Origin of the sequence: Anaerosolibacter sp. (assembly GCF_029240175.1) — a bacterium.
In the GTDB taxonomy this organism is placed as follows: Bacteria; Bacillota; Clostridia; order Peptostreptococcales; family Thermotaleaceae; genus Anaerosolibacter.
On sequence record NZ_JARBTM010000012.1, the window covers coordinates 86,576 to 109,165 of the forward strand.

Genomic DNA, 22,590 nt, shown 5'->3' on the forward strand with positions numbered 1-22,590 from the left:
CTTAAATATAATGAATTATTGCTTTAAATTCATTATATGGAGGTACTACACCAAACTACAAATTTCTACAGTAGACCACGATAAGATTTATATAATTCAACTTTCAGCAACTTCTGAAATATATCAATCCTTTTTCTGATTATTCACTCTGTTTATAATGCCTTCAACAAATTTTCGAATATTGATTTTACCCCGTTCTTCTAGACCATTTTCCATGTAGCGCATTTCTTGCTTTACTTGTTTGAAGTCGAATAAGCTGGTGCTATATTCAACAAACTTACTATTATAGTAATCATCATGTCCGAGGGCTGCAATATTTTCCAAGGCCTTTAAGATTGTTCTTCGAATTCGTTGTTCTATTGTCTTCGTATTGGTCCTTGAATTTTCTAATCGTTTTTCTTCTACAGCTATCTGATGATAAAAGTCTTGAAGCTGATAGGGGGAAAATGGAGATTGTTTCTTAAAATCCAGTATTTTATTGATAAGCTTCATTAAATCATTACTGCCAGACTCTCCAACAATCCCAATATCGGTAAATATGTGTGTAATAGTATCATTGGCACTGACCTTGTTCTGTACTTGTCCTTCTCTGGCAATTCCTAATACAGCGCTCTTGATGAGCTGTACAGAACGTTCTAATTCGATATTATGACATACGCCTTGTATCACATTTATTGCTTCTATCATATTGATAGGCTTACTAATAAAAAAAACGATGCCGTTTTCGTAGGCTCTTGCAATCATATGTTGATCTTCTACTTGGGAAATCATAATGAATTTTCCATGAAAGCCTTCTTTTTTGACAGCTTCTATAATTTGCACACCATCTTTAAAAGGAAGCAGTAGGTCTATTAATACGATATCAGGATTATAGAAAAGAATTTCTTCCACTGCATGTTCACCGCTATTCAATTCTGCAACCACTCTGCCTAAATCGTTCTTAGATATGAGGTTAGAAAGCATTTTTCTGATATTGATATCATCATCGATAATAAAAAAAGTATTTGACATTCATCATCACCCTATTAGAGATTGTTTTGGTATGGAAAGAACAAAGGATACCCCTTTCTCAGTATTTGGTGTAACGGTAATATTCCCTCCTAATGTTTCGAGGATATTCTTCACATGAGATAATCCAATCCCCGTAGAAGACTTTCCAGTATGGACATCGTATTTTGTGGTGAAGCCTGGATTGAAAATGTAAGGCATGATATCTTCATCAATGCCCTCACCATGATCTTTCACAGCGAAAAAAATATGATCGTGATTACTGTGCTCAGTGACTTCTATGAAACCACTATCACTAGAAGCATCAATAGCATTAATAATGAGATTGTTTAACACTGTAAATAGATTATAGTATTTTATCAGCCGAAAGTCATCATCAAAATAAAATTGAATCGTAATGTCTTTTTGATGGGTAGATAAATAACGATGGGTATTTTCTTTGATAATATTTTGCATGTCTTTAAGGGTCATTGTGCCACCATCTTCAAAGTTTTTTAAGAAACTCTCAAAGCCACCCAATACACGATGATAATCTTTCTTGATTTCATGAACTTCCCGGGCAATATCTAAAGTATCTTCCTGTAGATCTGCATGATCTTTATATTTTTCGTATAGTTTGTAGCTTTTACTCATAACTTGCTCTATATCATCCATTGATTTTCTCAAATAGAACATCTCCGCTTGAATGTCAGCGATCAAAACATTTAGCTGACCGTATCTGTTCTGATGTTCACGATTTAAGATAAACAATTCTTGATTTTTATAGAGTGAATAAATGAAGTATGCTGCAATGCTTCTAGCCAATCCAACCAAAACTATGACTTGAAGCATTTGGTAATTAATAAGCTTGTCGCGAATGAGAGCTTCTGTAATATTGCTCAAGGAGTCAACAGAGGTCATTAAAACGATAGTAGGGAGGAGTTGATCTCGATGTTTTCGAACACCAAGGAAGAATGTAAGAAATCCATATACCAAGTAATAAACTGCCGAAGGAAGATTATAACTGGCCGCAGCTATTAATGATAAGTTAGAAAAATACATGCCGGTAGAGTTTCTTAACAGGAAAACAGCCACTGCTGCAAGAATTGCTATGGAAAATTCAGAGACATCATCAACCAATAAAATAATTAGATTTAAAGCAATAATCCCTGCAGAGATTCGCAGTGAACTATGCAAAGGATAAAAATAGATTTCTCCAAATAACGCGATGGTAATCATAAGCAGCAAATATTTTTTAGCTTTTTCCATAGAATCCTCCACATAAAATAAGTCAGTATTTATTATATCAATTTTGACGAAAAAAACAAAAATAATCCGTCTCATTGGTAAAAAACTAAATTCTAACTGAAAACATGAGATTCAAAGGAATGATTGTTCATAGATATTGATTGTTGCAAAGGAGGAAGGTATACTAAGGATATGGTGAAAAATGTATCATTCTATCAAAAATTGTAACTCAAAAAAGAAAGCCGACAGGTGGATGGGTGTATGAATAGGCAATATAAAAAAGTTTTAAGTATAAAGCTCATAACGATAGTTCTTTTTATAAGCAGCCTGTCTGCATTTATGGGTGTAATATTCTACAAGCCTGTGTCAGTCCAAGCTCATGATCACGGGAAAACAGTATTGCTTATTAACTCCTATCACCAAGGTTTTACATGGACCGATAGCATCACAGATGCAATCATAAAAAGATTTAAGGAAGATGAAATGGAAATAAATTTGATGGTCGAATACATAGACTGGAAGAAATATCCTAAGCCAGAGAATCTAGATAGTTTTTATCAAAGGATTCGATATAAGTATGCGAATAAAAAAATAGATTTGGTGATGGTCAGTGATGATGCGGCACTAAATTTTACCTTAAACTATCGCGAAAAAATTTTTACAGATATTCCAGTTGTATTCTGTGGGATTTATCCAGATACAGCGAAAATATATATGGACCAGACAGAGAATCTTACAGGGGTAGCAGAAAAAATTGACCCAAAGAATACAGTCCGCTTTGCTTTGTCTATCAATCCAGAAATCAAAAGAATCTATGTGTTTCATGACAATACTGAAACAGGAATACAAGCATTTCATGATATTATAAAAGGTGTCAGTAAAGTAGATCCAAGTTTAAATGTAACCTCATTGAGTACAGTAAGTTTTAATGACTTGATGAGTAAAGGCTTAGAGCTTCCTGCGGATAGTATTATTCTTATGACGAGCTTTACAAGGGACATCGAAGGAAAAACAATGGATATCGAAGAATGGGCGGAGGTCCTGGGGAGTAAGACAAATACGCCTATTTATGGTTTGTATGAAATGGGTTTAGGGAATGGCGTCATAGGTGGCAGCCTTTTAAGTGGAGATATAGAGGGGAAGGAAGCTGCCAATATAGGTATTAGAATTCTCAAAGGCGCAGATGTGGCCACAATACCTCTGCAAGAGAAAGTAACAACCTCATTCATATTTGATTATAAGCAGCTTAAAGCATTTGGCATCTCAAGCAAGAAGCTACCAGCGGGCAGTATTCTGATCAATAAGCCCTTTTCTTTCTATGAAGTATATAGACATCTTGTTTGGGCTGTTACAGCAATTTTTACATGCATGGTTGTTTTCATTTTTATTTTGTATAGGAACATCAATAAACGGAAAAAAGTCGAGAGAGACCTGCTGTATAGTCATGATGAGCTAAGTAGTTTGTATGAAGAACTCGCTGCATCAGAAGAGGAATTAAGAGCACAGAACCAAGAATTAGAAGAAAATAGGAACTACATACAAAAAAGTGCAGAACGGTATCAGCTTGTTTTTGAAGCAAGTAATGAAGGTTTATGGGAGTTGGATTTACATACCAATGAGAGCTTCTTCTCTGAGCGTTGGTATGAAATATTTGACTGCTATAAAAATAGGGAAATAAGCAAATTTGATGCATGGGTCGACCTCGTGCACCCTGATGATCGAGAGGATGTTTCTGCAGTTTTGGACACATTTAAAAGTGGGCGAATCGATCAGTTTGTCAGTGAGTATAGGATTCAACGGAAAAATGGAGGGTATCAATGGGTTCTTGCAAAGGGAATAGCCTTGAAAGATTATGATGGAAGCATCAAACGATTGGCTGGTTCCCACGCCAATATCCATGAGAAAAAGATTCAAGAGGAAAAAATTAAACAGCTGGCGTATCATGATACGCTAACTAACTTACCAAACAGAGCATCACTACACCACAAACTCCGTGCAATTGTTAAGGAATCAAAGGATAAGAAGACAAAAAGTGCTGTAATTTTTATAGACATCGACAATTTTAAGATTATAAATGATGCTTTTGGGCATACATTTGGTGATATTTTATTAATGAGATTAGGTGAACGCCTTCTTGAGAAGGTTGGACAGAATGTTCATATCGGGCGATTAGGCGGAGATGAATTTTTGATACTGTATGAAAACTTAAGCAGCAGAGAGCAGGTAGATTGCTTCATCAAGGATATTATCAAATGTCTTGAAAAGGAATTTGTCATCGATCAGAAGAGCTTTCATATAACTGCAAGTATTGGTATTGCAATTCATCCAGATGACGGTATTTCCCTCGATGATCTGCTTAAAAACGCAGACACTGCTATGTATCGAGCAAAGCAGGACGGAAAAAATTGTTATCGTTTCTTTGAGCGTTCTATGAATGAACATCTTGAGGAAAAATTACTTTTGCAAAATGGATTGAGATACGGGTTAGAACGAAATGAGTTTGTGCTATACTATCAGCCTGAGATTGAACCACACAGCGGAAATATCTATGGCTTCGAAGCCTTAATCAGATGGTTTAGTCCAGACCATGGATGGATTTCTCCTCTGCAATTTATTGGGATATTAGAAGAAACAGGGTTGATTGCAGAGGTTGGAAAGTGGGTCATACAGGAAGCGTGTAAATTTGCAAAAGAAATAAATACGGACACAAAACAAGAAATCATTGTATCCGTGAATGTATCCCCTATACAATTGATCCATAATGATTTTGTTGATACTGTGAAGCATATTATTAAAGCTTCAGGTGTATCACCAAGATTGATTGGTTTGGAAATAACTGAAACTGCATTGATGGAGTCATTTACTCAAAATATTGAAAAACTACATGAATTGAAAGAACTAGGGGTTCATATCATCCTTGACGATTTTGGAACAGGGTATTCATCTTTGAATTACTTAAGAGAGCTGCCAATTAGTATATTAAAGATTGATAAGTCATTTGTTGATGACCTAGTGAACGAGGAAGGGAGTCCACTGACTGAATCTATTGTGACATTGGCTCATTCTATAGGTCTTAGGGTTGTAGCAGAAGGTGTTGAGACAGAAGCACAACTAGAAACACTGAAAAGATACAAGTGTGATCTTATACAGGGTTATTTGATTAGCAGGCCTGTACCTAAAGAAGAAGCAAAGAGATTTATGAATATCTAACACAAAAAATCAGCGGGGTATTTTCTAAGCTGATTTTTGTGCCTTATGCACAGAAGCATGGTTTAGTTGTTATGGAATATTCGTGTGCCAAAGTACGATATAAGGGAATGGGCGCCAAATGATGAAAAGATGGGCAAGGGAGTGACTTTATCAAAGGAAGAATTGAAAAATTTAAGGGATATTTTAAATAAGATGGACTTATAATGGGAAGCTAGAACTGATTACTAGTAGGGACATACACACATTTTTATTCCCCACATAGCATAACAATATGGGCAATAATTATTGTGTGAAGGGGGACATTAAAAATGGCAAAGAAAGGTTCTATAAAGAAGGTTTTTCCAGGAGGAAATACTGCTAAAGGTTTTTTTTCATACTACGATAATATTATAGGAACGGATGCAACAAGATTGTTTATTATTAAAGGCGGTCCTGGTGTAGGGAAATCATCATTTATGAAGAAGATCGCACAAGAGATGATAGATAAAGGCTATGATGTTGAGTTTCATCAGTGCTCGTCCGACAATGGCTCTGTAGATGGTATAGTAATCCCTGCATTGAAGATCGCTATGATAGATGGCACAGCACCCCATGCTGGTGTTTCATAAACACAAAAATATAGATTAGAAGATTCATACTGTAAAGAATATCGTAAACAACACACTTGTTTGATTTATTGTAATTCGGATACTGAGAAGAACTAAAAGAAAGGTGAACTTAGAGGACACCTTTCTTTCTATTTATAAACCAATATTTTTATGTTATCTATAATTTAAACTTCATAACAGAGAACTGTAATTCTTCTGCTAGTGTAGCTAAATTATTTGCAGAAGCTGCTATTTCTTCCATAGATGCAGTTTGTTGTTCTGAAGCAGAAGCAGCTGTTTGTGTACCAGCAGATGACGCAGTGGCTATCTTTAATATATCTTGCATATTAGCCACCATGTTCTCACTGTCCTTATTCATCTTTATCATAGATGCTGATACTTCTTGTATCTGACTGGATACACTATTTGTTGCAGATAATATTTTCTCAAACGCAATTCCAGCATTATGTACAACTGAGCTTCCTTCTTTCACCGCATGATTACCATTATTCATAGAATTAACAGCTTCATTTGCATCATTCTGAATTTCAGTGACGATTCTAGTAATATTTTGTGTAGCTTTAGCTGATTCTTCAGCGAGTTTTCTTACTTCTTCTGCAACGACAGCAAAACCTTTACCTGCATCACCAGCTCTAGCAGCCTCGATAGCTGCATTTAAGGCTAGCAGGTTTGTTTGATCGGCAATGCTATTGATGAGGTCAACTACACTTCCAATTTGCTTAATCTTATCACCAAGCTGAGTTACAATACCTGTTGAATGAGATACAATGTTATCAATGGTATTCATTTGTTCAACTGCAACTTTAAGTTCTTTCTCACCCTGATGAGCTGAGGTTGCAGCTTCTTGCGAAGATGCCGATACTAATTGAGCATTTGCAGTTGTCTGTTGAATACGAGCGGATAATTCATTTGTAATAGCATTCGTTTCATATACTTTGTTTGCTTGAGACTCTGCCCCGCTAGCTATTTCTTGTATAGTAAATGCTACTTGTTCTGTAGCTTTTGCATTTTGATCAGCACTTGAAGTTAACTCTTCAGACATGGCAGCAATTTGCTCTGAGTTTTTAGCTATCTGCGTCGTTAGCAATCTTAAATTTTCAGCCATTACATTAAAGTTTTTTCCTAGGATTGTAATAGAATCTGATCGTGTAATTTTTATTCTTGAGGACAGGTCACCATTAGCCCACTCTTTACTTACTGCCATCAATTCGCTTAATCTATTCGTCACTAGACGGTCAAAAATAAACGTAATTGTCCAAGTCATAATACCTATACTTAATATCGTTGAAATAATTAGTCCCATTGCTCCATCTAATAATAGAATAGGAATTCCTAAATCCGATAAGACTTCTTTTGACTGAAGTATAAGGGAATTGACGATATTTCCGATTGTAGAGCTAAGTAATTGTACTACTACGATAACAACAACCAATCTAAATTTTATTTCATGATACCACTTTACTTTTTCTAATTTATTCTCTTCCATAATATTAGCCACCCTTTCTACAATAGTTTTACAAAATAATTGGTATGAAATATAAAGGCATCCATGAAGCTATAGATGCCTGAAAGATACATATGTAATCAGTTGAAAAACAAATTTCCAACAAATAGGATGAACACTACGGTAACCTGGCAGTCATTGAGTTATCTTCCATAGACCCATAATTTTCCGTGCTTATCTTTCGGTAAGGTTGCTATCATCGATATATAAAATTTTATTGTTTCCAAAATACTGGCATAATTATAGAATTTATTATTATATTCTTCGTTTACAGTAAAACTCCTTCAAAATACTCGCTTTGATTTTTGTGTAAAGATTTTCATATACTCGTAGACTCTTCATTTGTATCAAAAAGTAAAGAGCTTGACAATAGATTTAGTAATAGAAGTACTACAATATATTGGACAAATATAAAATAGCTGTCTAGTTTAATGCAGATTTTTTACAATTTAAAATTTAATTGACCGAGACAATAAAATGGAATATAATGTAACTATATTGACTAAGACAATAAGATGAACCTTGGTAGGTGGTGATTGAGTGATAGGTTTAGAGTATATATTAGGACTGTACAATATGCAACATTTAGAACTGGCTGAGTATTTGGGGATCAAGAAGCAGAATATCAATTTGTGGATCAAAGGGAAGCAGAAAGTTCCTAAAAAATATCTGCCAGACCTAGAACAGCTTTTCAATATTGATGCTGGATACTTTGGAAAAGAGATTGATGAAATTGAAAAGCTGGAAATACAAAAAGAGAAGCTGAAGCGTGACTTACAGCCTATCATTAAGAGCCATAAGCAGGTTTTGGGTAGTGGTGGAAGTACGCTAGAAAAAGTCCCTGTATACGATAAGGAAGAAATCAATAGCATAGAAAGAAGTATTGAAAAGGCGAAAATCATTGAGCGATTTCAAAAGTCCTTAGATGTAGTAGACAAGCATCCATATATGGATAGCTATAGAATCATTATTGAGCTTTTGGACCAAGCTGGGGCTGAAATGATTCTGCACAAAACACTGCAAGGACTAGCTCACTACTTAAACGTATTGCCTGGCGATATTACAACTGGATCAGAACAAAAAGAATTTGAATCAGCACTCTTCGAAGTGCTGGATGACCATAACTACTAAGGGAGAGAGACAATGGCAGAGAATACAGCAAATATTGGAATGGTCACGGATTGAAGCCATCGTAGGCTCACCAAACCGCATGAAGAAGCTAGCTGAGGATATCGTAGTCCACTATGAAACAAAGGCATAGGTCATGGACGGCAAAGCAATGATCGTTTGTATGAGCCGTAAAATCTGTGTTGATTTATATGATGCAATCATAACCCTTAGACCAGATTGGCACAGTGATGATGTGGACAAAGGAAAAATAAAGATTGTCATGACAGGCAGTGCAGCCGATGAAGAAAGACTCCAAAAACATGTAGATGGTAAGCAAAGAAGAGATACTCTTGCCAATCGGATGAAGGAGAACAACGATGAGTTAAAGATCGTCATTGTCCGTGATATGTGGCTTACAGGCTTTGATGTACCTTCCATGCATACCATGTATATTGATAAGCCCATGAAGGGACATAACCTGATGCAGGCGATCGCCAGAGTAAATCGTGTGTTCAAGGACAAAGAAGGCGGTGCAGTTGTAGACTATATTGGTATACTGGAAAGCTTAAAACGAGCACTAAAGGAATACACAGATGGTGATAAGGAAAATACCGGCATAGATACATCGAAAGCTATTGCTATTATGCTTGAAAAGCTGGAAGTTCTGAGAGGAATGTTCCACGGATTAGACTACTTAGACTACATGGGACAGTCACAGGTAAAACGTATCCGTAGTATCACTGCAGGAATGGATTTCATATTATCCAAAAGTGAAAAGGAACAGAAGGATTTTAAACAGTTTGCCACAGAACTAGGCAAAGCCCATGGACTATGTGCTGCTACAGATGCAGGAAAAGCTATTGCCCTAGAAGTCAGCTATTTTAAATCTGTAAAAGCAAGCTTAGTGAAGTTAGATACAACAGGTAGAAAGCCCCTATCCAAAGTAGAGATCGAACAAAGAATCAATCAAATGCTGGAGAGATCCATTATTTCTGAAGAAGTTATCGATGTATTCGAAGCCATGGGATTGACAAGACCTGATGTATCAATCCTATCGGAAGAGTTCTTAGAAGAAGTGAAAGCTTTGAAGACAAAGAACCTTGCTTTGGAGATGCTGAAAAAGCTCCTTGAAGGTGCTATACGAACTATGGAGAGAAGTAACCTAGTAAAATCTGAACTCTTTTCTGAAAAGCTGAAAAAAGCCCTAAATAAATACCGAAACCAAGCCATTACCAATGCAGAAGTGATTGAAGAACTAATTCGTATGGCAAAAGAGATCAAGAGAATGCATGAAGAGGAAGAAAAGCTTGGACTCAATAAAGATGAGATTGCATTCTATTATGCTCTTTCAAAGGATGAAGTGGTGAAAGAATTTGTAAGCGATGAAACCCTCAAGAAAATCGCGCAGGAGCTTACGGACGCTATCAGAAGGAATGTAACTATTGATTTTAATGTGAGAACTCAAGCCCAAGCTACCATGCGAACTATTGTAAGAAGATTGCTTAAGAAGTACGATTATCCGCCAGAGCATGCCAAGGAGGCCTTAAATGTAGTAATGAAACAAGTAGAGTTGATGTGCAGTAATGAGGCTGCATCCTATGATGATATGGTGGATTTACCAATGGTAGCAGAGCATAAAGCAAGCTATGGTTTTTAAAGGAGGATGAAGTAATGGCTGAATTAAAATATGAAGTGAAAGAATCCTTTGGAGTTTTATCCGAGTCAGCTAAAGGCTGGACAAAGGAGCTACGAAGCATCAGTTGGAATGACCGTGAGCCAAAGTACGATATCCGCGAATGGTCTCCAAACGATGAAAAGATGGGTAAAGGAGTTACATTATCAAAGGAAGAATTGAAAAAATTAAAAGAAATCTTAAACGACATGGATTTATAGCAGTAGGCCAGTATTTATGAAAAAAATGGGTTTACAAAAGGCGCTCTTTGATTGGAAATCAAAGAGCGCTTCTATTATTTCATACATAGGACAAAATCCCTCTTTCATAGACATTATCAGGGGGATTTTATGGCTAAGAAAACTATTATCGTGGTTGAAGAAATATTTAAGACAGAAGATGAAGAAGAACGGTTAAAGGTGTTGGAAGAGCTGCTTTATAGAGTGATTAAACAATCTGAATTCAGTAGTAATTGACAAGCACTATAACTACCTGCTTTGGAGATAATTTGGTCAAGGCAAAGTAGGCAGTTATACTTCTAGTCCTGGAAAAGGAGGTATAACTACTTGCAAAAGGTTGCTATATACTGTAGATTGAGCGATGAAGATCAAAATAAGATGAATAAGTTTGATGAAAGCGAAAGCATCCAGAATCAGAAAAATCTATTGATGAAGTACGCTCTGGAGAAAGAATGGGACATCTATAAGATATATAGTGATGATGATTATTCTGGATTGGACAAAGATAGACCTGAGTTCAATCAGATGATTAGAGATGCCCAAGCAGGTAAGTTTCAGATTATTCTTTGTAAGCATCAGTCGAGATTTTCAAGAGATATAGAAGTCATTGAACGGTATTTACATAACAAGTTTCCCCAGTGGGGAATTCGATTCATAAGCTTGACAGACAATGTAGATACATCGGAAAAGGGAAACAAGAAGTCAAGGCAGATTAATAGCTTAGTAAATGAATGGTATTGCGAGGATATCAGTGAGGCTATACGTGCGACCTTTAAGGTGAAAAGGGAGCAAGGAGAATTTATTGGTTCATTTGCGCCCTATGGATATGAGAAGGACCCAGAGGATAAAAACAGATTTATTATTGATGAAGAAGCGGCAGAAGTTATTCGAATGATTTTTAGTTGGTATTTACAAGGACATGGTACCCAGCATATTGCCCGCTTACTAAATGAAAAGGGAATACCAAATCCAACACGATACAAGCAGCTTAAAGGACTTAAATTTGAGAATTCCTCACAAACCGATGGATACGGATTCTGGAATAAAACTACTATACGGAGAATTCTTCGAAATGAAGTATATATAGGAAATATGGTACAAGGTAAACGCGAGAAGGCTAACTATAAATCAAAAAAAATGCTTGTCAAGCCAACCGAAGAGTGGCAAATAGTTAAAGAAACCCATGAACCGATTATTGATGAAAAGATATTCAAAATAGTACAAAACAGGCTAAATAGCAAAGTACGCAGTACTGGACAAGGTAAAGCGTATTTATTTGCAGGTAAGCTTCGTTGTTTAAACTGTGGAAGTAATATGAACAAAACAAGGAGCAACCGAGATATATCTTATTTAAGATGTAAACTGTATGTTAGAGATCCGAAAAAAGAATTGTGTACCAGCCACAGTATACGCCTTGATGAGCTCACCAGAGTGGTAGAACAAAAAATAAAGGATCATATTAAACGGGCAGACCAGGATAGGTTGGGATATAGATTTAAGCAAGAGGAAGATCTGTTGAAAAAAGATAAAGTTTTATCAGCAGAGCTCGAAAAAATTGAAAAGGAAATTGAGGATAAGGACATTATTCTTAGAAATCTGTACGTAGACAAGGTAAGAGGGGTTCTGTCTACAGAGCAGTTCAATGAGTTCAATATAAACTTTGGTAAGGAAAAGTCAGCTTTACAAGGGAGAAAGGCTCAGATAGAAGAGGAACTTGAAAAAATTAAGGAAAAGTATGACACGATTGAGAAATGGGTACAGATTGTAAAGAAATATAAGAATTTTAAAGAGCTGAGCCATGAAATGGTTAATCAATTAGTTGAATATATTGAGATCGGAGAAAAAAATAAAGAAACAGATGAGCAGCGAGTCATCGTTCACTGGAATTACTAGGTTTTTAAAATATAATTACACAAGATAGAGATGAAAAACCAAATATGCCTCAAAGATAATAAAATTACGGTATAAACACTATTACTCTATTATCTTTGAGGCATATTTTAATAAAAAGAAATGATAAACACCAAATTTCGACACCAAAATATAAAATAGATGTGTAAAATAATGGTATTAATTCATTTAACTAGGGGGATAAAATATGGATTTAAGAGAGAAGCTTATAGACTATAGAAATATACATTTAGCATATGAGAGAACAAAAAATGGAGCAATGAATAAAGAATTACATTCAACAATAGAGGAAGAGGTATTTAGTGACTGTATACCTACAATATATGACGAGATTCAGAACATTTTATGTGAACCTGATAATTTTCAATTTCAGCCACTTGAGGTGTTAAATAAACCCAAAAAAATATTGGCAGATAAAACTTGGGAAGTACGACCACTAGCAAGAATGAATTTTTATGATTCAGTTATAAGCCAATCTGTCTTAAACGTTATAGCAGAATTAATAAGACCTGTATTAGAGCGACAAAATTTTTCATATACATTACTTAATCAAGAGTCAATTTATTTTTATGAAAATTGGAAGGTCGGTTACTCCAAGTTTCTTGATCATGAACTGAAAGCTTTAGATGAAACATCATCTTATCAGTATGTTGTTGAAATTGATATTAAACAATTTTATCCATCGATTGATTTAGACCGACTAAAACGAGAAATAAGTATTTACATAAAAGATGATAAAAATAAAAATAGTGATATTATTTTAAAGTGGCTTGATAAGATACTATCAATTAAAAGAGTTAACATTATTGGAAAAGAAATAGCAATAGAAGGTCTTCCACAAGGTCCATTGTATTCGCCTCTATTTGCATTATTTTATATTAGAGATTGTTTTAAACAGCTAAAAAAGAAAGATATTTTGCACAGGACAAGCTATTTTGGATATGTTGATGACTTTAGATTTTACTGTGAAACAGAAAAGCAAGCTAAAAGGATCAGTGATGAATTCAAATTATACCTCAAGAACAGAGATCTAGATTTTAGTGATGGAAAAACCGACATTCTCAAAATTGATGATAAAAAAATATATGAGGGAAGAATAATAGGCAAGGGGTCAAATCTAAATAGAGCTATCATGGATAACATAATATTAACAAGCGAGAGCCGGACCAAGATGCAAAATAACCTAAGAGGACTAATTAATGAAACGAGGGAACTATTTGAAGAAAATAGAGTAACAACGGACTTTATTGAACGAATTGATAAGTTCGCCCTATATAGGATTATTAAGTTAATTGATGATTTGAAGGATTGGACCCAATATGTTTCTGAATTAAAATCAGAAAAGTATTTAATTCTTAATTTTGCAGCAATGTTGTATGCATTGCATATAGCTGCATATTCTAATAAGCAAAAAAGAAAGCTCATAATGACTCTTCAAGAAATTATTTGTAGTAGCAACCTTGATGAATTAACTTATATCAGATATCTTTGTCTTCAATATTGTTTTAAGTATTCACCGAAAGAGCTGAAATTACCTAAGAATCAAATAGAATATAATATTAAGCTGTTTAATGATAACATCAATCAAAGCACTGTATATTTAAAAGGAATATTAACAACATGCCATGAAGATTGGTATTCTTATTTAAAGAAAGAAATAGACCTAACAACAATAGACGAAGATAGAGAGTTAAATGTTATTCTATACAAAATATTTAATGTTGTTGAATTACCTTCTCCTTATAAAGGTAAATTAATGGGTAAAAAGTTGGAAGAGTATGATTCAATGCAAAAATATTGTATCAATTGTAGTGGTTTTATTACTGATAATTATTTAGATGATGAATCATTCAAGAATATAGACTATGTTAAAATTAAAAGGATAAGAAGATTAAGCTCTACGGATAAGCATTGCTATGTTATAAGGATAGATAACAACTTAATATCCTTTAAAGAATTTTCAAAGCATGCTTCGGATATAGAAAAAATTGAACTTATAAAAAACCTTTTTTCGTGGGTTAAGTTTCAATTAGAATGTAATGAATTGCTACCCTGTAGTATCTTCGATCCAAATCATATATGGATTAATATGAAAGATAAGAGAATTACTTTGATTGGTAATCCTTACTATGAAAATCAAATTCTTTATCATAAAACTCCATCAATGTTGTGGAAAAAGAATTTAATAGTTTTTTTCAATACTCTTTTTGGAGATAATTCAGATGGTAGATTCGAAGTAGTTGTAAATTGTTTTTGGAAACTGAGAATCTTTAAAATGCTAAAAGTAAAAAGATTTTATATGAAAGATTTTATTAATAATCTGATTCAAATCATTTTAGATTTTGATCAAAGTAAAGAAATTTCCGTTAATAACCTTCATCATGACACAATAAATATTGCTAGTCATTATCTGCAGGACATGAACTTAATTGATAGATTTGTTGAAATTATTAGATATACAGAAGCAAACTGGAAAAATGGTTCTAAAGAGTGCCATCTGTATACGTTACATAATCATGAACATGGAAGATTATTATTAAAAATAATTCATAGTATTATTGAAGAATCTGGATTTAGAATTTATCTCAATAAAAAAGAGGCGTTTAGATTATTTGTAGCATGTTACGTACATGATCTGGGCATGCTGGCTATTCCTAGTGATTCAAATCTATACGATATGAATTCAAAAATATTGCCAAAGTATAAAAAAGAGATAGAAGCTCTTGGTGAAGTGGCTGTAACTAGGTTAGAACAAAGTTCAGAATTGAATAAAATTTATCATATTCATAATATAGTTGATAGACTAAGGGAACAGATTGTCAGAGATAAACATGCGTCTATTAGCGAAAAAGAAATAGTTGGTGATTATCCAGAGCTACCATTGAATATCGCAGAAAGAAGGGATATTGGATTAATTGGTTTATCACACGGTATGTACAAAGATGATATGGGAAAGATACCAGATTATCTACATGATGGTAGACATCCTATAAAACTAAAACTATTATCGCACCTTTTAAGAATAGCTGATTGTTGTGATGTAGAGTGTACCAGAATCAGTAAGGATGTCATAGAAAGAAATATAGAGAGAATGGATAAATTATCAATCTTTCATTGGGTCAAACATATGAGCGTAAATGAGATAAGGATAGTGGAAAGAGGAAAAGACATAGATAATGCTAGGAAAATAGGTATCGAAATTATTCATAACTATCTACCGCAATTTAGTGTTGCAAAAGAAGAAATAGAAAATTCATGTGGTGATCGATGTAAGAATAAATGTGATTATGAAAAGGATTTGGGAAAACTTGTTGATCATAATGATAAGTTAACTGAGGAAAATAGTATAATAAAATATTTAAATAAAGATATATGCAATGTGACTTGCTTATTTATTAACGCTGCTTACAATTGGTTTTATTCTGAAATATTGTTTATAAACCAATACTTTAAAAAGAATGGAATAAAAGTGGTGTTTGATTTATCAATAATATTTGAAAATCATGATATTAATGATTTTCTAGTAGTCAAAAATCGAAACTTTCAAATAAGCGCTCAGGAGTTTATGATGGAGTACTTTTTTGAATAACTTCTTGCAAAGCAGTAAAGCGTATATGAATCGTTAAGCATCTTATGATAATGTGTGTTTATGAGACACCAGCCCATGTAGTCGATCCCAAACATCCGGGTGGCATTGATGAAATCCTTAACTTCGGTGAGTTCTGGAACGAAGAGGGTATGAGAAAGAACAGAGATCAAATTGTAGCGATCTCAGCAAAACTTGGAAAATTATATAAGAGAGTATATCGTTTCATCGCAGCTGCAAAGTCTTTGCGGGATGACATGGAGGTTATCTACAAAGAGGCACTAGATCAAGGAAAGTTTAACTTTGCTGTTACAAAATTTAAGGCAGAAGTTACTGCGGGTGTACCCCACATGCAGAAGGAAGGCAAGACTAGACATTTGTTTGGCAGTGCCTATGCACCCGGTGGTATCGTAGATTACTATGAAACTATTGTTGATACCATGGAGAAAATCATCTATATCAACAGCTCCTATGCAGAGGGGACTTCAAGAGTATTAGAAGAAGTAGTTGATGAAGCAGTGAAGAAAGGATTGTTTGTAGAAGTATACCACGAGCCTATGGTAGAAACCAACATAGAGACCATCCTGATTCCTGAGTTAAAGGTAGCAATCACAGCTAGTAAGAAATACAAGAACAAGAATATGAAGGTATTTGACGTAGATTCCTTTATGGATAAGGATGTCCTAGCAGAAAATGAAGATAAGTTGAAAGAAGATAAAGCTTTGATCGATGAGTTACTTACAAAAGGCTTAGCCAATGTTTTAGTAGGGAAGAAAGAGCATGATATCCTAGAAACTTGCTATATCCCCAATATGGATTTTAAAGCAATTGATAAGTTCAGGGATGAGATGATTGAGCGAATCATGAAATATGCAAAGGAATTAGAAGAATAGGAATTAAGCGAATATAATATGCATTTTGAATGTACAAAAACCCATTATCCATTTGATTGGAATATGGGTTTTATCATTTCGCCATGGGTTAAACTGAATAAAATACGATTTCAGAAAAATCAAATTTGGGTCTAGATTTTTTTATTAGAAGGTGGCTTTATCATAGATCTTACGAGCGTACAAATGGCTCGTTAATAAGATTTAAGAGAAAAAATATATGCAATATAAGTAAATAACAAATTCGACCACTCATAACGGGTGGTCGAATTTGTTATAGTGTCCCCTTTGTATCTGTAATATTAAAAAGTTATAAAATAAGCTTGATAAATTCAGGTTTAGCTTAGAAAGAAAGCGTTTTCAAGAGTCTGCTTGAAGTGCTTGCGCAATAAAAAAATGAATGAAAATTATTGTTTAAATGCAATTGCGCATATTTAATGACGATTGGATTTATAAGAGTGATAGATAGAAAGGATTTTTAAATAATTATAAGCGTTGAAAATACGAAGCTGCAAAGGCAAAACATATGAGTTTAAAGTTTGAAATACACATCTATATATTGAAGTAATATTACAAAAAATTAATAAAATGATGTAAAAAAGATGTTACTATGCTATAATTAAACAAATGAAGAAAATGAATCCATAGTCATTTTAATAACGGTAACAAAATAAAAGTAAATAAAATTTTTAAGCAATACATCCTATGAAAGGAGGCATAATTTTTAGAGGAAGGTAAGTTTATTTAAAAAATGAAAACTTAAGGGGGAAAAAAATAATGAAAAAGACATTTAAAGTAATAGCGGTGTTAATGATACTGACTATGGCAATGGGTCTATTTGCAGGATGTACAAGTAAGCCAGCTGAGCAGGCGGCTACAGCAGAGCCAGAAAAGAAGGTAGAGCAAGTTTTTGTTAATATTGGGACAGGCGGTACAGCGGGTACATATTTCCCATTAGGTGGAGCCTTTGCAGAAATATGGAATGGTAACATTGAAGGTGTAAATGCAACTGCACAAAGTACAGGTGCTTCTGTAGCGAACATCAACCTATTAAAAGATAAAAAAGTTGAAGTAGTTATTGTTCAAAATGACGTTGCATGGTATACAGAGAATGGTTCAGAGATGTTTAAAGATGCGAAGTATGCAGATATTCGTGGTTTGATTACTATGTATGCTGAACCTCTTCAGATCATTACTACAGATCCAAGCATCAAATCAGTAGCAGACCTAAAAGGTAAAAATGTTGCTGTTGGCGCAATCGGTAGTGGTGTTGAGGCAAATGCAAGACAAATTATAGCTGCTGCTGGCATGGATTTTGAAAAAGATATCAATGCTAAGTTCCTTTCATTTGCAGAAGCATCAGCAGGATTAAAAGATAAGCAGGTAGACGTTGCATTCCTTACAGCAGGAATACCTACAGCTGCGATCCAAGATTTAGGTGCTCAAAGAGAAGTTCATGTAGTGCCGGTAGATGGAGCTGTGGCTGATAAGTTACTAGCTGATTATAAATTCTTTACAAAGTTCACGATACCAGCAAATACATATAATGGCCAAACAGAAGATGTTGAGACTTTAACAGTTAAGGCAATGTTGGCAGTAAATGCTGACTTAAGCGAAGATTTGGCTTATCAGTTAGTAAAGACTTTATACGACAATCAGGATCGAGTTGTGGCTGCTCATAACGTAGGTAAAAACATCACAAAAGAAACAGCATTGGAAGGTATGTCTGTAACATTGCATCCAGGTGCTGAAAAGTACTTCAAAGAAGAAGGCTTATTAAAGTAAGGAGCCTGAATTACTTTGAGGAACTTTAGAGGAGAAAACTTCTTGAATAAGAAGATCATCGTTCTATTGATTATGCTTATCCTTATACTATCAACGAAGGTTGTGGTCCATGGAAAAGTATTAATTGTAGAAGATGTAGACAATGATATGAAAAAAGAGTTTTTTCTTCCAGAGGATGTTTTTACTTTGGGATATATTCATTCTGTCTTATTAACACCAGCAGAAGAGTTTTTCCAGGTGAAGCAGGATAATACCCTAATGCTCTATAAAACGGTTTATGAGTCCTTTGGAGTGGGATTGCCTTATTCACAGGAAGAATGGCAATTTGATATGGAGAACAATAAGTTTGTATTAAAAATAGAGCGCCCTTTTCCTTCAATCAAATTAAGGGTCTCTCCGATTCCAGAACATTGGATAAGTATTGGAGAAGATCGTTATGAGATGTTAGATCTGGTTGCAGAGCCAGATGATCTTGTTGAAATATACGCTGAAGATCGATGGGGGCTAAAATTAGGGAAAAAATATCATATGATTTTTTGATGATTCATTATTCTCAAACCGCTTTTGTGGAAAAGCGGTTTGAGAATCATTTTGGTTAACTGCAAAATTTCACATCATCCAAAGGGTAAGCGTTTTACCTTATAAAATAAGATGCTGAGAAAGGGGATAAGACATGGATCAAAATAAACAGCTAGAAATTGAATCCTCAGCGGAAATTAGCTTAAAGGATACTGATGAACTATTAAGAAAATACGATAAGGGTTCAGATTCACGTAATCTCAAGGGTATTTCAGCTAAAGTAGTATCTGCTATTCTGATATGCTTTACATTATTTCAGTTGTATACAGGAGTTTTTGGTGTATTAGACGCCATGCTGCAAAGGGCTGTCCATTTAGCATTCGGATTATGTTTAGTATTCCTGCTGTATCCTTCAAGACAGAAATGGTCTAGAGAAAAAATGCATCCAGTAGATATAGGCTTGGCGATTCTAGCCGCAGCTGTTTGTATGTATGTTGTCGTATTTTATAAAGACTTGGTATTTAGAGCTGGAAGAGTGACGACAATGGATATGATTATTGGTTTAATCGCTGTATTTCTAGTATTGGAAGCAGCTAGAAGGGTGATTGGCTGGCCGATGGTTATCATTGCTATGTTGTTTATCGGATATGCTTTGCTAGGACCTCGTATTCCGGGTCAGTTAGCTCATCGAGGCGTTGCTGTAGAAGATTTAATTCAGCAATTGTTTTTCACGACGGAAGGGATATTTGGAATCCCGATTGGTGTGTCCTCGACCTTCATATTTATGTTTCTTTTATTTGGCGCATACTTGGAAAAAACCGGTATGGGAGAATTCTTTATTGACGCTGCAAATTCTATCGCAGGATTTGCTGCAGGGGGGCCTGCAAAGGTTGCCGTTATTTCCAGTGCCCTTATGGGTACATTGACAGGCAGCTCTGTAGCAAATGTTGTTGGAACGGGGAGTTTTACCATCCCTATGATGAAAAAGCTAGGATATAAAGGGGAGTTTGCAGGGGCAGTAGAGGCCACTGCATCTACAGGAGGACAGTTAATGCCACCTATAATGGGAGCTGCAGCATTCCTAATGGCAGAATTTACGAATACCCCTTATGTAAGAGTAATTACTGCCGCCGCTATTCCTGCTTTGCTTTATTATTTCGGGGTGTGGGCTGGTGTTCATTTTGAAGCAAAAAAATTGGGATTAAAGGGACTTTCAAAAGAAGAGTTGCCTAAGCTAGGTAATATTATGAAAGAAAGAGGCCATCTCCTTATTCCAATCCTCATTGTTCTCTATTTATTGATTGCAGGATATACACCAGTGAGGGCAGCTTTAGGAGCCATTGCTGCTTCAATTTTATGTGCTGCTATTAAAAAGGAGACCAGATTAAGCTTTAAGGATATTGTGGACGGACTTGAAAAAGGTGCAAGAAGCGCAGTGACAGTTATTTCCGCATGTGCTTGTGCTGGTATTATAATCGGTGTAGTTACACAGACTGGATTAGGCTTAAAAATGGGTTCTATTTTAGTTAACATTGCTGACGGTAATCTGTTATTAACATTGTTCTTCACCATGGTTACCTCTTTAATTCTAGGTATTGGTGTGCCTACGACGGCGAACTATGTAATAACTGCAACCATCGCTGCACCTGCTCTGATGATGTTGAATGTTCCTGTATTGGCTGCCCATATGTTTGCTTTCTATTTTGGAATAGTAGCAGACGTTACACCGCCAGTTTGTCTTGCGGCAGTAGCAGCAGCAGGAGTTGCAAAATCAGAACCTATGAGGACGGGTATTCAGGCATCCAGATTAGCCATCGCAGCCTTTATTATACCGTTTATCTTTGTGTATAGTCCTGAAATGCTGCTCATTGACGTAACCGTTACCAATATGGTCGTGATGATTATAACCGCGTTAATCGGTATTGTATGTGTAGCATCGGCATTAACGGGGTATTTCATAGAAAATATGTCGGTCATAGAACGTGGTATATTCTTAGTTGGTGGTGTGCTACTAGTAACGACTGACTTGAAACTTAATTTAATTGGAGCTGTAGTTTTAGCTGTAGCGTTTTTCATGCAAAGAGCAAAGGCTACACGAAAGGCTATAGCATAGGTTGTTTCTATTGAAAAGGTTACGGGATATTCCCGTAACCTTTTTTCGATATTAGGATGTTATGATTATTTAATTACATGGAGAGCATAGAAAAATATTTTAAAAAGACAATTGTTAACGTGTGCACAATATGCTATGATGATATTGAGGTGGTACCATGAGTGTTACGATTAAAGATATAGCAAAGCTGGCAGGTGTCTCCCATACAACGGTTTCTAGGGCATTGAATAATAGTTCATTGATCAGTGAGGAAACGAAGGAGAAAATCAAAACAATCGCGGCTGAATTAAACTATACACCTAACTATAATGCAAGAAGTCTTGTATTAGACCGATCTTACAATATTGGGTTATTCTTTTCAACAATCCATGAAGGTACATCATCCAGCTTTTTTTATGAGGTTGTCCGAGGGGTTAACGATATTGTCCATAAGGAGTTTAAGCTGATTGTAAGCGGCATTGATGATTATGTTGATTTTCATTCAATCAATAGAAAACATTTTGATGGCATAATTGTCATGAGCCAAAGTACCAAAGATGATTCATTTATTTACAATATACTAGAAAAAAATATTCCCCTTGTGGTATTGAATAGGGAAATACAGGATGCGCCTATTATGAACATCTTATCTGATGACCGTAATGGTGCTTATAAAGCTGTTGAATATTTAATTCACAGTGGACATAAAAAACTCGCAATCATTGAAGGGAAAAAAGGATTTAAATCGACCCAAGAGAGAAAAGATGGTTTTTTTCAAGCCCTTATCGACCATAATATAACAATTACGAAAGACTTTATCGTAGAAGGTAAATATGATTCAGAGAGCGGCTATAAGGCGATGAAGGAGTTATTAAGGCATTCTGATACCCCTACAGCAGTTTTTTGCTCTAATGATGATATGGCTGTGGGTGCCATGAAAGCGATTGCAGAACAAGGGTTAAAGATACCTGACGATATTTCACTCATGGGATTCGATGATAATGTGTTCTCCCCTTTTTTATCGCCTGCTTTGACTACGGTAAAAAGACCCGTTGAAGAAATAAGCAAAGAAGGCGCTAAAAAACTACTGGATCTAATTCATGGAGAACAAGTAACCAAGGAAATACTCCATATCAACACTAGGCTTCAAATTAGAGAATCTGTAGGAAGAATGAAAGTGAAGGATTAAAGTAAAATATAGAGATAGTTATTTTTACAAGTCAGCTCAT

The 22,590-nt window shown here is 35.1% G+C and carries 18 protein-coding genes and 1 riboswitch; of the genes, 15 read left to right on the forward strand and 3 right to left on the reverse strand.

Translation table 11 applies throughout. The annotated features are described in order from the left end of the window. Positions 1-123: 123 nt before the first annotated feature. The gene (locus K0R93_RS10420; protein WP_300300913.1) at positions 124-1,011 is read right to left on the reverse strand and encodes a DNA-binding domain-containing protein; all 888 of its coding nucleotides are present in this window, start codon (positions 1,009-1,011) and stop codon (positions 124-126) included. A 6-nt stretch (positions 1,012-1,017) separates the two neighbouring features. Next, positions 1,018-2,256: an ATP-binding protein gene (locus tag K0R93_RS10425; RefSeq protein WP_300300915.1), complete on the reverse strand. Its 1,239-nt coding sequence runs from the start codon at positions 2,254-2,256 to the stop codon at positions 1,018-1,020. A gap of 240 nt (positions 2,257-2,496) precedes the next feature. On the opposite strand from K0R93_RS10425, the gene K0R93_RS10430 reads away from it, so the two are divergent. The 3 genes from K0R93_RS10430 (at position 2,497) to K0R93_RS10440 (ending at position 6,053) form a co-directional block, all read left to right on the forward strand. Beyond that, the gene (locus K0R93_RS10430; RefSeq protein ID WP_300300917.1) at positions 2,497-5,445 is read left to right on the forward strand and encodes an ABC transporter substrate binding protein; all 2,949 of its coding nucleotides are present in this window, start codon (positions 2,497-2,499) and stop codon (positions 5,443-5,445) included. A gap of 84 nt (positions 5,446-5,529) precedes the next feature. Beyond that, a complete protein-coding gene (locus K0R93_RS19205) occupies positions 5,530-5,649 on the forward strand; it encodes a PC4/YdbC family ssDNA-binding protein (RefSeq protein ID WP_334305785.1) in 120 nt (39 codons plus the stop codon). A gap of 104 nt (positions 5,650-5,753) precedes the next feature. After that, complete coding sequence (locus K0R93_RS10440) at positions 5,754-6,053, forward strand: ATPase (RefSeq protein WP_300300920.1); 300 nt, start codon at positions 5,754-5,756, stop codon at positions 6,051-6,053. A 157-nt stretch (positions 6,054-6,210) separates the two neighbouring features. Here K0R93_RS10440 and K0R93_RS10445 read toward each other — a convergent pair whose 3' ends face one another. Continuing rightward, positions 6,211-7,539 (reverse strand): methyl-accepting chemotaxis protein, encoded by a 1,329-nt coding sequence (locus K0R93_RS10445; RefSeq protein ID WP_300300922.1) that lies wholly within the window; start codon positions 7,537-7,539, stop codon positions 6,211-6,213. Positions 7,540-7,676: 137 nt separating this feature from the next. Beyond that, a riboswitch (cyclic di-GMP riboswitch) is annotated at positions 7,677-7,762 on the reverse strand. Between the two features lie 335 nt (positions 7,763-8,097). Between K0R93_RS10445 and K0R93_RS10450 the strand changes: the two genes are divergently transcribed. The 12 genes from K0R93_RS10450 (at position 8,098) to K0R93_RS10505 (ending at position 22,550) form a co-directional block, all read left to right on the forward strand. Beyond that, a complete protein-coding gene (locus tag K0R93_RS10450; RefSeq protein ID WP_300300924.1) occupies positions 8,098-8,688 on the forward strand; it encodes a YdaS family helix-turn-helix protein in 591 nt (196 codons plus the stop codon). Next, positions 8,672-8,818, forward strand: coding sequence for a hypothetical protein (locus K0R93_RS10455; RefSeq protein ID WP_300300926.1), 147 nt, complete (start codon positions 8,672-8,674; stop codon positions 8,816-8,818). Before K0R93_RS10450 ends, K0R93_RS10455 begins: the two co-directional genes overlap by 17 nt. A gap of 3 nt (positions 8,819-8,821) precedes the next feature. Then, positions 8,822-10,324 (forward strand): type I restriction enzyme endonuclease domain-containing protein, encoded by a 1,503-nt coding sequence (locus K0R93_RS10460; RefSeq protein ID WP_300300928.1) that lies wholly within the window; start codon positions 8,822-8,824, stop codon positions 10,322-10,324. A gap of 14 nt (positions 10,325-10,338) precedes the next feature. Continuing rightward, positions 10,339-10,560: a YdbC family protein gene (locus K0R93_RS10465; RefSeq protein WP_300300930.1), complete on the forward strand. Its 222-nt coding sequence runs from the start codon at positions 10,339-10,341 to the stop codon at positions 10,558-10,560. A gap of 129 nt (positions 10,561-10,689) precedes the next feature. Next, positions 10,690-10,815, forward strand: a complete 126-nt coding sequence (locus tag K0R93_RS10470) for a hypothetical protein (RefSeq protein WP_300300934.1) — start codon at positions 10,690-10,692, stop codon at positions 10,813-10,815. Positions 10,816-10,905: 90 nt separating this feature from the next. Next, positions 10,906-12,471 (forward strand): recombinase family protein, encoded by a 1,566-nt coding sequence (locus K0R93_RS10475; protein ID WP_300300936.1) that lies wholly within the window; start codon positions 10,906-10,908, stop codon positions 12,469-12,471. Between the two features lie 205 nt (positions 12,472-12,676). Beyond that, a complete protein-coding gene (locus K0R93_RS10480) occupies positions 12,677-16,078 on the forward strand; it encodes an RNA-directed DNA polymerase (RefSeq protein ID WP_300300938.1) in 3,402 nt (1,133 codons plus the stop codon). A gap of 50 nt (positions 16,079-16,128) precedes the next feature. After that, entirely contained in the window at positions 16,129-16,968 is an 840-nt protein-coding gene (locus K0R93_RS10485; RefSeq protein ID WP_300300941.1) for a hypothetical protein, read from the forward strand. A 774-nt stretch (positions 16,969-17,742) separates the two neighbouring features. Further along, entirely contained in the window at positions 17,743-18,750 is a 1,008-nt protein-coding gene (locus K0R93_RS10490) for a TAXI family TRAP transporter solute-binding subunit (RefSeq protein WP_300300946.1), read from the forward strand. 42 nt (positions 18,751-18,792) lie between these two features. Next, the gene (locus K0R93_RS10495; RefSeq protein WP_300300948.1) at positions 18,793-19,290 is read left to right on the forward strand and encodes a DUF1850 domain-containing protein; all 498 of its coding nucleotides are present in this window, start codon (positions 18,793-18,795) and stop codon (positions 19,288-19,290) included. Positions 19,291-19,423: 133 nt separating this feature from the next. Further along, a complete protein-coding gene (locus tag K0R93_RS10500; protein ID WP_300300950.1) occupies positions 19,424-21,382 on the forward strand; it encodes a TRAP transporter permease in 1,959 nt (652 codons plus the stop codon). A 157-nt stretch (positions 21,383-21,539) separates the two neighbouring features. Further along, positions 21,540-22,550, forward strand: coding sequence for a LacI family DNA-binding transcriptional regulator (locus K0R93_RS10505; protein ID WP_300300952.1), 1,011 nt, complete (start codon positions 21,540-21,542; stop codon positions 22,548-22,550). Positions 22,551-22,590 lie beyond the last annotated feature (40 nt).

Excerpts from the sequence above, each read along its gene's own strand:
- K0R93_RS10440 (WP_300300920.1), top strand. The coding sequence starts at position 5,754 with ATGGCAAAGAAAGGTTCTATAAAGAAGGTTTTTCCAGGAGGAAATACT.
- K0R93_RS10480 (WP_300300938.1), top strand. The coding sequence starts at position 12,677 with ATGGATTTAAGAGAGAAGCTTATAGACTATAGAAATATACATTTAGCA.
- K0R93_RS10460 (WP_300300928.1), top strand. The coding sequence starts at position 8,822 with ATGGACGGCAAAGCAATGATCGTTTGTATGAGCCGTAAAATCTGTGTT.
- K0R93_RS10490 (WP_300300946.1), top strand. The coding sequence starts at position 17,743 with ATGAAAAAGACATTTAAAGTAATAGCGGTGTTAATGATACTGACTATG.
- K0R93_RS10470 (WP_300300934.1), top strand. The coding sequence starts at position 10,690 with ATGGCTAAGAAAACTATTATCGTGGTTGAAGAAATATTTAAGACAGAA.
- K0R93_RS10445 (WP_300300922.1), bottom strand. The coding sequence starts at position 7,539 with ATGGAAGAGAATAAATTAGAAAAAGTAAAGTGGTATCATGAAATAAAA.
- K0R93_RS10420 (WP_300300913.1), bottom strand. The coding sequence starts at position 1,011 with ATGTCAAATACTTTTTTTATTATCGATGATGATATCAATATCAGAAAA.
- K0R93_RS10425 (WP_300300915.1), bottom strand. The coding sequence starts at position 2,256 with ATGGAAAAAGCTAAAAAATATTTGCTGCTTATGATTACCATCGCGTTA.
- K0R93_RS10500 (WP_300300950.1), top strand. The coding sequence starts at position 19,424 with ATGGATCAAAATAAACAGCTAGAAATTGAATCCTCAGCGGAAATTAGC.
- K0R93_RS10455 (WP_300300926.1), top strand. The coding sequence starts at position 8,672 with ATGACCATAACTACTAAGGGAGAGAGACAATGGCAGAGAATACAGCAA.
- K0R93_RS10505 (WP_300300952.1), top strand. The coding sequence starts at position 21,540 with ATGAGTGTTACGATTAAAGATATAGCAAAGCTGGCAGGTGTCTCCCAT.
- K0R93_RS10485 (WP_300300941.1), top strand. The coding sequence starts at position 16,129 with ATGTGTGTTTATGAGACACCAGCCCATGTAGTCGATCCCAAACATCCG.
- K0R93_RS10430 (WP_300300917.1), top strand. The coding sequence starts at position 2,497 with ATGAATAGGCAATATAAAAAAGTTTTAAGTATAAAGCTCATAACGATA.
- K0R93_RS10465 (WP_300300930.1), top strand. The coding sequence starts at position 10,339 with ATGGCTGAATTAAAATATGAAGTGAAAGAATCCTTTGGAGTTTTATCC.